This is a genomic window from Spirulina sp. CCY15215 (assembly GCF_016888125.1).
Taxonomy (GTDB): domain Bacteria; phylum Cyanobacteriota; class Cyanobacteriia; order Cyanobacteriales; family Spirulinaceae; genus CCY15215.
Genome location: NZ_JACSWA010000330.1, coordinates 1 through 11,553, shown reverse-complemented (window position 1 = coordinate 11,553; position 11,553 = coordinate 1). Strand labels below are relative to the sequence as shown.

Annotated in this window: 11 protein-coding genes and 4 pseudogenes; 8 read left to right on the top strand and 7 right to left on the bottom strand. The window is 41.4% G+C overall.

The genetic code is table 11. The features are described from left to right. Positions 1-31: 31 nt before the first annotated feature. Positions 32-1,396 (bottom strand): UDP-N-acetylmuramoyl-L-alanine--D-glutamate ligase, encoded by a 1,365-nt coding sequence (gene murD, locus JUI58_RS06625; RefSeq protein ID WP_204102972.1) that lies wholly within the window; start codon positions 1,394-1,396, stop codon positions 32-34. Positions 1,397-1,432: 36 nt separating this feature from the next. Next, on the bottom strand, positions 1,433-3,580 hold the full coding sequence (gene glyS / locus JUI58_RS06620; protein WP_204102971.1) for a glycine--tRNA ligase subunit beta: 2,148 nt from the start codon (positions 3,578-3,580) through the stop codon (positions 1,433-1,435). Between the two features lie 159 nt (positions 3,581-3,739). Between glyS and JUI58_RS06615 the strand changes: the two genes are divergently transcribed. Beyond that, positions 3,740-4,273, top strand: coding sequence for a hypothetical protein (locus JUI58_RS06615; RefSeq protein ID WP_204102970.1), 534 nt, complete (start codon positions 3,740-3,742; stop codon positions 4,271-4,273). Between the two features lie 131 nt (positions 4,274-4,404). Here JUI58_RS06615 and JUI58_RS06610 read toward each other — a convergent pair whose 3' ends face one another. Beyond that, complete coding sequence (locus JUI58_RS06610) at positions 4,405-4,980, bottom strand: Uma2 family endonuclease (RefSeq protein ID WP_204102969.1); 576 nt, start codon at positions 4,978-4,980, stop codon at positions 4,405-4,407. Between the two features lie 128 nt (positions 4,981-5,108). Here JUI58_RS06610 and JUI58_RS06605 point away from each other — a divergent pair, with 128 nt between their 5' ends. Then, positions 5,109-5,780, top strand: a complete 672-nt coding sequence (locus JUI58_RS06605; protein WP_204102968.1) for a hypothetical protein — start codon at positions 5,109-5,111, stop codon at positions 5,778-5,780. A gap of 18 nt (positions 5,781-5,798) precedes the next feature. Here the strand turns inward: JUI58_RS06605 and JUI58_RS06600 are convergent, their stop codons facing one another. Beyond that, positions 5,799-6,806 (bottom strand): trypsin-like serine protease, encoded by a 1,008-nt coding sequence (locus JUI58_RS06600; protein WP_204102967.1) that lies wholly within the window; start codon positions 6,804-6,806, stop codon positions 5,799-5,801. Positions 6,807-6,965: 159 nt separating this feature from the next. On the opposite strand from JUI58_RS06600, the pseudogene JUI58_RS27650 reads away from it, so the two are divergent. From JUI58_RS27650 to JUI58_RS06590, 5 genes and pseudogenes are all read left to right on the top strand, one after another. After that, positions 6,966-7,349: pseudogene (locus JUI58_RS27650) on the top strand (uracil-DNA glycosylase); the annotation flags it as partial. Continuing rightward, positions 7,338-7,568 (top strand): annotated as a pseudogene (locus JUI58_RS27645) (hypothetical protein); the annotation flags it as partial. The pseudogenes JUI58_RS27650 and JUI58_RS27645, both read left to right, overlap by 12 nt. A gap of 236 nt (positions 7,569-7,804) precedes the next feature. Beyond that, a pseudogene (locus JUI58_RS27640) lies at positions 7,805-7,858 on the top strand (hypothetical protein); the annotation flags it as partial. A 4-nt stretch (positions 7,859-7,862) separates the two neighbouring features. After that, positions 7,863-8,192: pseudogene (locus JUI58_RS27635) on the top strand (uracil-DNA glycosylase); the annotation flags it as partial. A 30-nt stretch (positions 8,193-8,222) separates the two neighbouring features. Beyond that, positions 8,223-8,957, top strand: coding sequence for a cobyrinic acid a,c-diamide synthase (locus tag JUI58_RS06590; RefSeq protein WP_204102965.1), 735 nt, complete (start codon positions 8,223-8,225; stop codon positions 8,955-8,957). Positions 8,958-9,014: 57 nt separating this feature from the next. Here JUI58_RS06590 and aroF read toward each other — a convergent pair whose 3' ends face one another. From aroF to rpsO, 3 genes are all read right to left on the bottom strand, one after another. Then, positions 9,015-10,073, bottom strand: coding sequence for a 3-deoxy-7-phosphoheptulonate synthase (aroF, locus tag JUI58_RS06585; protein ID WP_204102964.1), 1,059 nt, complete (start codon positions 10,071-10,073; stop codon positions 9,015-9,017). 91 nt (positions 10,074-10,164) lie between these two features. Beyond that, positions 10,165-10,665: a PAM68 family protein gene (locus tag JUI58_RS06580; RefSeq protein ID WP_204102963.1), complete on the bottom strand. Its 501-nt coding sequence runs from the start codon at positions 10,663-10,665 to the stop codon at positions 10,165-10,167. Positions 10,666-10,683: 18 nt separating this feature from the next. After that, positions 10,684-10,953, bottom strand: a complete 270-nt coding sequence (rpsO, locus tag JUI58_RS06575) for a 30S ribosomal protein S15 (protein ID WP_204102962.1) — start codon at positions 10,951-10,953, stop codon at positions 10,684-10,686. Between the two features lie 208 nt (positions 10,954-11,161). Here rpsO and JUI58_RS06570 point away from each other — a divergent pair. Next, positions 11,162-11,553 (top strand): filamentous hemagglutinin N-terminal domain-containing protein (locus tag JUI58_RS06570; RefSeq protein ID WP_204102961.1); only part of this gene is annotated, 392 nt, incomplete at its 3' end.

Sequence of the window (11,553 nt, the reverse complement as noted above, 5' to 3'; positions counted from 1 at the left end):
CATTTTCATCTTGTGTTTATCCAATAATTTATCAACTATCGATCGCCAAACATAATTCTCGAAAATGATCTCCCCGATGTTCAAAACTTTGATATTGGTCAAAACTTGCACAAGCAGGAGAGAGTAATACTGTAGAAATATTCTGCTGTTTTGCTAACTCAAATCCTCGCATTACTGCCTTATCCATAGTTTCCACAATCTCCCCTGCTTCATAGTTATTTTCCTGCAAGCGCTGACTAAAAATAGATGCTGCATCTCCAATCAATAAAACAGCTTTTGCTTTGCGTTTAATCGCTGCGATCCATGCCGTATCATCTCCTGTTTTTGCTTCCCCTCCAGCAATTAAAATGGTCTCATCAGGAACAGCATTTAAACCCACTTCTGCGGCATCATAGTTAGTTGCTTTGCTATCATTAATAAAAGTCACATTGGCATGAGTACAAATTGATTCGAGACGATGAGAAACACCGGGAAATTGAGCAATTGCTGTGGCGATCGCCTCCTTTTCAATACCTGCTAAACGTGCAGCACCAACAGCCAGTAAGAGATTTTGTAAGTTATGATTTCCTAACATTTTTAAGGAGTTTATGGGAGCAATTTTCTCTTGAAACGCAACGATCCAACCTTCTTCAATATAAATGCCGCGATCGCGATCGCATAATAATTTTTCTTTTCCTAAAACACTCGTCCAATAGGCATTTTTCCAGTCTTCAAGTCCCACATTTCGCAAGTAAGGATCGTCGCCATTAAGAATTTGTTGTTGAGAACGATTTAAAAGCGAGGCTTTAATTTGATAGTAATTATCTAGGGTATGGTGACGCGCTAAATGATCGGGAGTAAAAGTTGTCCAAATGCCAATTTTAGGAGCAATTTCTCGGGAAGATTCGATTTGATAACTGCTAATTTCTGCAATAATCCAATCGTAAGCATTGGGGTTTAAGGTTTGTTTCCCATTCACTACCAATTCACAGGCAGCATAACCAATATTGCCACAAGCAGGGGCATTTAATCCCGCTTCTTTAAAGATAGCTGCAATTAAAGCAGTTGTGGTTGTTTTGCCATTTGTTCCGGTAATTCCGACCCAAGGAGAAGTTTTTAAAAACCGCCAAGCGAGTTCCATTTCGCCAATCGTATCGATCGCCTTTTCTCTGGCCTCAACTAACATAGGAGTATCCCAAGGAACCCCAGGACTCACGACAATAAGATCGAGAGTATGATCGAGAGTCAAAGTATAGCCCAATTTAACAGTTATTCCTTCCTTTTCTAGGGTTTCTTGTAAAGATTGCAGATCGGGAGAAGTACCGCGATCGCCTAACTCAACCTCCCAGCCATTTTGCTTTAATAAACGTGCAGCAGCTATCCCCGATCGCCCCAGTCCAATAATATGTGCTTTCATGTTTGTGATTGGTTGTTTTTGGTGACTCATTACCGATTAACTCTTTACAATTGCGCCAAAATCTGCTAGAACTCGAGCATGATTGCGTAAGAGTCCTAAGAGATTGAGGCGATTTTTTTGGATGTTTGCATCTTCTGCCATAATCAATACGCTTTCCTCTCCATCAAAGAAGGTACTCACGACAGGAGTAATCCTTGCCAAACCTTCTAGTAATGATTGATAATTGCGCTCTAATCGTGCTGTTTCGGTTTGCGGGACTAAAGATATCAAACTATCATAAAAGGCTTGTTCTGAGGCTTTCTCGAACAGATTGGGATCGACAACAGAAGTGGGGTCTAACTGTTGCGTATCCAAGTCTCCCTTAACCGCAAGACGTGCCGATCGATTAACGGTTTCGTAAATGGTATCGAGGACTTTATTAGCGCGAATTTCTTGCAGGAATAGGGCGCGATCGCGGACATCGAGTAAGTCTTGTAAAGCACGTTCTGTATATTCAATATCCCCTTCTCCTAAGACAGCGTTAACGAGATCGTAATCAATCTTTTTCTCCTCTTGTAGTAGGGTGCGAATGCGTTGCAGAAAGAACTCTTCTAAGGCATCATTGGGAGATTGGCGATCGCCATGATTTTCCACAAAATCTTGAGAGAATTGAGCGACGAGATCCGCCAAGTTAATATTTAAGTTTGCGTGCCAAATAATATTAACAATCGAGTTCCCCCCGCGACGCAAAGCAAAGGGATCTGAAGACCCAGTAGGAATCTTTCCCAACCCAAAAATACTAACCAAAGTATCGAGGCGATCGGCAATTCCCACCACTTGACCCGCTAAACTGTCCGGCATTATATCATCAGCATTCCGGGGTAAATAATGCTCAAAAATTGCCGTAGCGACTTCCTCAGATTCCCCGCTAACTCGTGCATATTTTTGCCCCATAATTCCCTGTAATTCGGGAAACTCATAAATCATTTGGGTCATTAGATCGGCTTTACACAAAAGCGCCGATCGCTCAATCGTTTCGGCTTGTTTCTCGCCGATATTTAACTGTTTACCGATTTCTTCTGCGACTTCAATTAGGCGATCGACCTTATCTCGCATTGACCCTAAATCTGCTTGAAAAGTAACAGTTTCCAGTTGCGGTAAAAAAGTCTCTAACGGTTCATCACAATCAGATTGATAGAAGAATTGAGCATCTGCCAATCTTGCTCGAATAACCTTAGCATTTCCCGTTGCAATAATCTCTGCTTTTTGGGGATCGCCGTTAGAAATAGTGATAAAATTTGCAAAGAGTTCGCTGTTTTCCTCCTCCGTCTTTTTGATGGGAAAATAACGCTGATGTGTAACCATCACCGTCTTAATCACTTCGGGAGGAAGTTCGAGAAATTCCTCATCAAATTTTCCTAAAATAGCATTAGGATATTCAACAAGATCGACAACTTCATCTAGTAAATCTGAGGTAACTTCTGCATACCCATCGACAGATTTTGCGATCGCGGCAATTTGTTCTTGAATCAATACTTTGCGCGTGTTAGAATTAACTTCAACAAAAGCCTTTTGCAAACATTGTCTATAATCTGTAGCTTGAGGAATTGAAACCAATTCTGGGTGTAAAATGCGATGCCCTCGAGAAGTGCGATCGCTGTTTAAAGTGGTCGAACCATTAACCAATTCAACCGATAAAATCTCCTTGTTCCATAAAGCAACTAACCAGCGTAAAGGGCGAGGAAAACGTAAATCTCCATCCCCCCAACGCATAAATCTGCGCCCTTCCAAACTACCAATCCATTGAGGAATGAGTTCTCTTAAAATATCTTTAGCATCGCGTCCAGGAATTTGTTTTTTAATGAAAACAAACTCTCCCTTGGGCGTTTCTCGTAATTCGATCGCCTCCAATTCTATCCCTTGCTTGCGGGCAAATCCTGTTAATGCTTTTGTCGGTTTTCCCTCCTTAAAAGCAACCTTAGCTGGGGGACCTTTAATCTCATCTTCGCGATCGGCTTGCTTTTCCGGAAGACCTTGTAAAAGAACGGCCAAGCGGCGCGGTGTCGCGTAAACTTCTAAACTATTGGGGGTTAAAAACTCCCCCTCTAAGGTTTTGGGGATATTCTCTTTCCATTGGGCGATCGCACTGGCGACAAAATCGGCAGGTAATTCCTCGGTACCCAGTTCAAATAAAAAATCTGACATAAGTGAATAGCAATGCAAAAAATCCTGCATCAATGTGCAGATTTAGACAGTTTACCGCGTTCTGGAGATTTAAACTTTAGATGAAGGAAATCTTAAAATTTTCGCGATCGGTGATTTATCGAGACAGGATAACTATAATCGAATAAAAATCGGAGCAAAATGAGCAAACTACGGAATATTTTAAAAGTTGCAGGAGTAGCAACGGCTGGGGCGATCGGCACAAAACTCGCAGTAGATTTTTTCAAAAAGCGAGGTAAAAAAGAGGAAGCAGTTAGCGAAGATGCGCCGGATATCCTCGAACCTGTGGACGATGATGCAGAACCTTCTTCTACGGCAGAAGTTGCCTACGCTGCGGTGAAACCCAGTTCTGCACAAACATTTTTGGATAAAAGTTTTGGCGATCCTGGTCGTTATGTTCCCGATCGCGCCCCAAAAGTTTTTGAATATCAAGGCAAACAGTATATGGTAATTTGGGCAGATGATACCCAGAAAAACAAGAAGCAAATGATGGCTTTTCTGTATACCGATGCGGGTCGTAAAATGGTTGCCAGTGTTGGCTATACTCTCGATACGACGGATTACAATATCAGCCTAGAAGATACACCTTTTGCTGTTGAAGTGAATGGCGATCTGATTACTTCTGGTCAAAGTACCACGGATGGAACGGATGAGGTTGATTTTGTTTTAGCATAAATCGAGGGCGATCGTGGGTTCTAAATTAGATTATTAGAGGGGTGCATCTCAGTTTTGTAAAAATAGCGAGCAAGATGCTCCCACTACCCGCATTATGGTTTATTGTAGTGGGAGCGTCTCGCTCCCTAGCTCTAATTATTCGGATGATGTTTCAACCATGCAAATATATCTCCAACAGTTAATTGTAAATCTTTGACTAAATCTGGAACAGGAAGAATTGAGTTTTCTGATTCTAAGAGTTGAGATTGTTGTTGAGGAAGATAAACCAAAATCGATTTTGTTTCTGGATCGATTAACCACCCCATTTTACTGCCATGATTAAGAGCATATAAAATTTTTCCGATAACTTTAATTGGGCTTTGTTCGGGTGAAAGGATTTCAATGATCCAATCTGGTGCAATATTAAAAACATTCGCAACATTTCCATTTTCATCAACAGGAATTCTCTCCCATGCAAATACCGTAACATCTGGAACAATTGCCCGTCCTCCAACGACACAACGAAGTTCAGTATAAGCACGGGCAATTCGTTGTTTTTTGACAATAGCATTAATCGTTTCTGTTAGTTCAACTTGAATCGTGCTATGATGTCCTTGAGGCATGGGTTTTTGGATAATTTGACCTTCAATATATTCGCTGGCGGGTTTCGTTTCTGGTAGTTTGAGAAACTCCTCTAGCGTTATTGTTTGGATCGGTGTTTGGATCATTATCATTCTCCAATTCATGCTTTCTCGTTACTCAATTTTAGCAGAATCTCAGCTTTCAAGAAGATTTGACATGATAGAGTAAAATGGCACGAGAGTAGTTGTAAAATTGAACTTGAAACGCGATAAAAATGAATGAGAAACCCGAACAGCAAGATTTAGCGCGATCGCCAGATCCGCTAATTAAAGACAAAAACACTAATCCCGATCTAGTCCCCTTGACAGATTCAATAAATAATGCTATTGATGAGAGCATTGTTCGACGTATTAAAGAAGCACAAACATCTGAAGAAGTAACACAATGGTTACAAGCAAGAGAACAGCTTGAGATTCAGAAAGAACGAAGAATACAAAATATTGAACAAGAGAAAAACAATTTACAAGAGCGTAGATTAAAGATTTTTGATGAAATTCGCTTAACTGTTTTTAGCGGTTTGCTTTTCTCACTAGGAGTTTCAATGGTATTTCTGAAACTTCAACAGCCAGGCTTAGTTTTGATTATTATTGGTAGTCTTAAACCGCTAAAATATTCAATTCCTGAAATTTCTAAACTCTTGGGAAAAATTTCTAAAAATATCAGTGTTCTTGCTTATCTTTTTACCTTAATTTTCTGCTTCTTTGCTATTTTAATTTGGGCTGATATCTCAGAAGGAATTCAACAAGCACTCATTATTTTCATTAGTCTTACTGTGTTGTTTTCTTTAAGTGTTATCCAACATATTCTAGAAACTTCTCAAATTAACAACACAATTGAGAATACAATTGAGAATATTCTCGATCGCAACATTGAGAATGAGGAATAATCAGAATTAAACACAGAATTATTTTCTAAAAATTCTTGTTGCGATCGCCCCCACCATCAAACCCAATAAAACCAAACCCAAACCAGTTTGTAGTAAAAATACATCCTCATTGGGTTGATTAACTTTCTCATCAATAAAATCAGCATAAGCAGAAACGCGAGTATCGAAAAATATTTCCCCAAAACTGCTATCCTTGTTCGGAGTAATATCAACTTCTGGAAGTGTCGATCGCCTACCACTCGAAGCAATACCCGCAATTTGTCCGTCAATAAATGCTGGACTTCCCTCATCTCCAGAAGTCGATCCCGCTTCATAAATTCGCCCGGTTTCTAAACTCAAATCGCCCAATAATCCTGCACTTGTTCCCGTATCATAGCCCATGATTCCCAAGTCGTAAAGGCTGTATTCTTTGCCTAAAGCATCGTTGCGACGCAGACGGCTATCAAAATCATAAACTAACTGTTTTCCAGACTCAATTCTAGTATTTAATTGCGGTTGTGCTAATGCTTCTCTCAAGGCATCATAACGATTACCTCCAAAGCGTTTTTGGTGAGTGCGATCGCCGCTTATTTCTCCTTCTACTCCTGTCCCCTTTACCCCATATCCTACACGAGTAAAAATCTGTCCAACTTCATCAGAACGGCGATAAATACTATAACGTTCTGCCGTAGTCGGTGCGACATCTTTGAGTTCAATAATAGCAATATCATTGTCATTATTTGCGCTATTATTCCACTGGGGATGAATAAAGATTTCTTTAGCTTCAAAACGTGCTTTGCCAATCTTTAATTGAAAAATAACTGTTACCGTCGTTGGATCTGGTTGAAAAAGAGAAGAATTATCTTGAAAGCAATTTGCTGCGGTAAGTATATGCTTTCCACTCCACAATAAAGACCCCGTACAAGTCTTATTATTCGGCAATTCTAATAATACCACGCCATCATAGCCCATTCCCGTTTGGACAATATAATCGCGATCGCTAGAATTATTGAGAGAGAGACTGAGGGCGATATATTGTTCGTTCATAATAATGAGAGATAGAGAATGGCAAAACGATCGCCTTTAAAAGTTTAGCGAAAAATGCAGCAAAATCAACGCGATCGCCCAGCCATATTCAATGGAGAGGAGGCGATCGATAGGTTAATATCAGTTTACGAACATTTTAGCGATAACAACTGATTAAAAATGACTGGAGAGAAACAACTGAATTTATTTGGCGATCCCGATCCCCAACCCGATCGCGATTCTCCTTCGGAGACGCTTCGCGATCGCATTCCCTTCGATGCAAATATCCCCATTCCTCCCCAAACTTACCAAAATATGGATGAATTGGCCGTTCACTGTCAGCAATGCGATCGTTGCGAATTAGGACAAACACGCATCAATGCAGTGATTGGACGAGGAAACCTCAATGCAGATATTATGATTATTGGCGAAGGTCCCGGACAGCATGAAGACGAACAAGGATTACCCTTTGTGGGAAAATCGGGTCAATTATTAGAGAAAATTCTGGCTTCCGTTAAATTGGATTCTCAGCAAGATGTTTATATCGCTAATATGGTGAAATGCGTCACTAAAGACACGCCAATTTTAACCCAACAAGGTTATAAAAGCATTGGTTGGATAGTCGATAATCGCTGGTCTGGAGAAGTCTTAAGTTTAACCCCCGATCGCCAATTAACTTGGCATAAAATAACAGGTTGGTATCGTTCTCCCTTGGGGGGAAGACCCCTCTATAGAGTTACTTACAAAGATAGTAACCTAGGTTATACAGCAACAGGAGATCATCCTATTTTAACCCGTCGAGGTTGGATTCCCGTCGAAGAATTGCAGCCACAGGATCTGGTTGCAACCGGAATTCCTTCAGGAGTATCCCAACAAATGCAGAATTTAGAAACTGCATTTTGCGATCGCATTTCCGTACTCTCTTCCTCCTTAATGACTTCTATCGTTGGGAATAAAACTGACTGGAAAACTGCCATTAAGCAACCCATTCTTCCCCCAGAAAACCCCACCCATGTTTATTGTATCGATGTCGAAGAAACCGCCAATTTTGTTACCCCCGCAGGAGTCGTTCACAATTGTCGTCCTCCCAGAAATAGAAAACCCAACCCTGATGAAATTATTGCTTGCAAACCCTATTTATTAGAACAAATTCGCCTCGTCGATCCCAAAATTATCTTATTTACTGGAGGAACAGCCTATCAAGGCTTGACGGGGAAAAAACAAGGCATTACTAAAATGCGAGGACAATGGCTAGAATGGGAATCAAGGCAGTGTATGGCAATTTTACATCCCGCCTACTTGTTACGCAATTCCTCTCGAGAAAAAGGACAACCAAAATGGTTAATGTGGCAAGATATTCAAGCGGTACGGGCAAAATTAGACCAACTGCGTGCCAAAACAACTTAATAGTAATATTTGAGCGATCGGGGTGATATTATGCTAGACAAACTTCCTCCAGAGGCGAAAACATGGGCGGAAAAACTACACTGGAAAGAACGACGCTATTTACTCTCAATTTGTCATCTTCTTTGTGCTGCAGCGCCAGAAACCCAAGCACAATTTTTGGATCAATATACGGCAGATGGACTAATTGGGAAAATTATTCAAGATTATGAAACCCAAACTAAAATCAAAAATCATTTTAAAAGTTTTCATATCGATACAGAACTCAATCCACAAGTTCTTAGAAAAAATATTAAACAATTTTACATTCATTCTGCCCAAGATGTTCGCCGAGAACCTGCAAAATATTTAGAGTCAGCATTGCGTCTTGTTACCAGTCCAGAAGAAAAGAATTATGTTCTTAACTATATTTTAGGATTTGAATTGATTAAATTAATCTTTAAAATGAGTTGGTTGCAACAAGAACGATTTTATTCTCTGCAACATAATCAAGAAGAATTTTTTAATGCTTATATCAAACCCATTCAATATACCCATAGATTGAATGGAATTGTCAATCCTAAAGATTCTAATCTCTTTTTTGCCCAACGCAGTTATTTTGTGCAAAAACCTAACCTTTCCGATCGCAAAACCACCGAGTTAGTGATGGTCACATTTACCACCGATACTGTTAGTAATTTGGGCTTTTCTATTGTTCGCAATATTCGTCCCGTTCCTTTTGATTACGATTATATTTATCAACCGGAAGAAGAACGCATTTTTTGTTAATATTAACTATTAAAAATCCCCCCAATTGGGAGGATTTTCAAGCTAGTTTTCAAGGGCTTAAACCATCGCCAATGCAGGCTCCGGCCAGCGTTCTACCGCTTTACCAATCACCGATAACTCTTTCATCAAATTGTCAAAGCGATCGGGAGTTAAAGACTGAGGACCATCAGAAAGAGCCTTCGCAGGGTTCGGATGTACCTCGATCATTAACGAGTCTGTCCCTGCCGCGATCGCCGCCTTCGCCATTGCGGGAACATATTCCCATTTTCCTGTCCCGTGGCTGGGGTCAAGCATAATCGGTAAGTGGGTCAATAAGCGCAGGACGGGTACCACAGCAATATCTAAAGTATTGCGAGTATAGGAGCGATCAAAAGTCCGTAAACCTCGTTCGCACAGGATAACATTAGGATTACCCGCCGCGAGAATATATTCAGCAGCCATTAACCACTCATCAATCGTCGCCGACATTCCTCGCTTGAGTAGTACAGGCTTATCTTGAGCGCCAACTTTTTTCAGAAGGGCAAAATTCTGCATATTTCTCGCCCCAACCTGCAAAACATCGGCAACATCGGCAATTTTTTCCACATCGGCAGTATCCATAACCTCGGTAATAATACCCAAGCCAGAAGCCTCCCGCGCCGTTGCCAATAAACCTAAAGCGCTTTCGCCGTGACCTTGGAAAGCATAAGGAGAAGTCCTGGGCTTATAGGCACCACCGCGCAAGAATTTAGCCCCCGCTTTTTTCACTCGTAGTGCCGTTTCCACGATCATTTCTTCGTTTTCTACGGAACAAGGACCCGCGACAACAACAATGGGATGGTGTTCCCCAAAAAGCACATTCCCTTCGGGAGTGCTGACGGCAATTTCGCTGGCCTGTCCGTGGTGAAACTCCCGACTGGCACGCTTATAAGGACGTTCTACCCGCAGGACAGATTCAATCCAAGGACTTTTTTCCTCGATCTGGCGTTCGTCTAGACTGGCAGTATCTCCTACTAGCCCCACGATAACTTTATGCCGTCCGACAATTTTTTCGGGTTGTAGTCCCCATTCTGCAAATTCCTGACACAAACGAGTCACTTCGGCTTCTGGAGAGCCAACTTTCATGACAACAATCATTCTGTAATATCCCCTTCGTATAAAACGCTATTTACTGGAGTCCTGTTAGGAGCAATTTTAGAGGGTCAGGGAAGCCTTGACCCTAAAATCGTTAGTTTTCTTTAGCTTCTTTCGCTGCTTGCTTGGCTGTACGCCAACCTTGGATCAGTCTGGCCAGATTCAGGGTGAATTCTTCCCAGCCTAACCAACCCCCCGCACGATCTTCCTCCCAGGAGGTGGAGAGAACGCCGTAACTCAAACCCACAAACCCCAAACCGAATAAAGCCAAGGTTGCAGAAAAGACAAACGAGGGGGCAATATCCGCCCAGCCTTGACTGACTAAGAGATAAAAAATGAAAAAACTGGAGAGTCCCAATCCTGTCGGAATCCCCGACATCAGAGCCATACGCCGGATCATGCGCTTGCTGACTGCATCGGGGATGGCGGTGGAATTAGTCTTGGAGTTAAACTTGCGATCGCGCCGAGAAGTCGATTTTTGCTCTGATTTTTTCTCTGATTCAGGAGTGGGGGATGTAACTGGGGCTTTTTTCTTTTTCTTGCTCTTTTGACGGGGTTCAAAAGGGAGGGGTGCGCGATCGGATTCTGAAGGCATGAGTTTTTCGGGGATGGTTTAACGGCGGATACCCAAACGGCGGATCAATTGTTGGTAGTGTTCGTAATCGTTTTTTTGGATGTAGGAAAGAAGTCTTCTGCGACGACCAATCAGCTTGAGTAGCCCCCGACGAGAGGAATGATCTTTTTTATTTTGTTTTAAATGTTGGGTTAGCCCTTCAATTCTGGCCGTCAGTACGGCTACTTGTACGTCTGAGGAGCCTGTATCGGTTTCGTGGACTTGATAATCCGAGAATATTTGTTGTTTTCGCTCTTGAGTTATGGTCATAGTTTGACGGTGCGTAATTGTTGGATTACAAAAAATGCAGCAATCTCTGATTATACCATAGTGCGATCGCCTTGCCCACCATTAGCCAAGAAAATCTCAAAATCAATTTGAACTGTAGCGATCGCAGACCTCGCAACAAAGTCGTATCGCAATTTCACTTATCTTTATATTTCTCCAAAGAAAAATTCACAAAATCTTTACAATCATTTTGTTATTCTTACCAAGCGATCTCGCCTATACTGAAAAGAACGAAAATAGGGGTATATCTAATCACAAAGGAATTATCACGGTGATATTTTGGCGATCGCTTCCTTATTTTACTCCCATTGCAATTTTATTCGCGGCATGGGGCATCTCTCCTTCCGTTATGGCTCAATCTATTGTTCCTGAGTCTAACAGTACAGAGACTTTGATTAATGTGGACGGACAAAAATTTAATATTGAAGGAGGCAGGTTATCAGGAGACGGACAGAACTTATTTCACAGCTTTGAACAGTTTGGACTCGATGCCGGACAAATTGCTAATTTTCTCTCTGCACCGGAAATTCGTAACATTTTAAGTCGCGTTGTTGGGGGAAATCCTTCTCTAATTAATGGCTT

What these genes read in the sequence shown, in the direction of transcription:
- murD (WP_204102972.1), bottom strand. Translation starts at nt 1,396, where the DNA reads ATGAAAGCACATATTATTGGACTGGGGCGATCGGGGATAGCTGCTGCA.
- aroF (WP_204102964.1), bottom strand. Translation starts at nt 10,073, where the DNA reads ATGATTGTTGTCATGAAAGTTGGCTCTCCAGAAGCCGAAGTGACTCGT.
- JUI58_RS06590 (WP_204102965.1), top strand. Translation starts at nt 8,223, where the DNA reads ATGCTAGACAAACTTCCTCCAGAGGCGAAAACATGGGCGGAAAAACTA.
- glyS (WP_204102971.1), bottom strand. Translation starts at nt 3,580, where the DNA reads ATGTCAGATTTTTTATTTGAACTGGGTACCGAGGAATTACCTGCCGAT.
- JUI58_RS06610 (WP_204102969.1), bottom strand. Translation starts at nt 4,980, where the DNA reads ATGATCCAAACACCGATCCAAACAATAACGCTAGAGGAGTTTCTCAAA.
- JUI58_RS06605 (WP_204102968.1), top strand. Translation starts at nt 5,109, where the DNA reads ATGAATGAGAAACCCGAACAGCAAGATTTAGCGCGATCGCCAGATCCG.
- JUI58_RS06600 (WP_204102967.1), bottom strand. Translation starts at nt 6,806, where the DNA reads ATGAACGAACAATATATCGCCCTCAGTCTCTCTCTCAATAATTCTAGC.
- rpsO (WP_204102962.1), bottom strand. Translation starts at nt 10,953, where the DNA reads ATGACCATAACTCAAGAGCGAAAACAACAAATATTCTCGGATTATCAA.
- JUI58_RS06615 (WP_204102970.1), top strand. Translation starts at nt 3,740, where the DNA reads ATGAGCAAACTACGGAATATTTTAAAAGTTGCAGGAGTAGCAACGGCT.
- JUI58_RS06580 (WP_204102963.1), bottom strand. Translation starts at nt 10,665, where the DNA reads ATGCCTTCAGAATCCGATCGCGCACCCCTCCCTTTTGAACCCCGTCAA.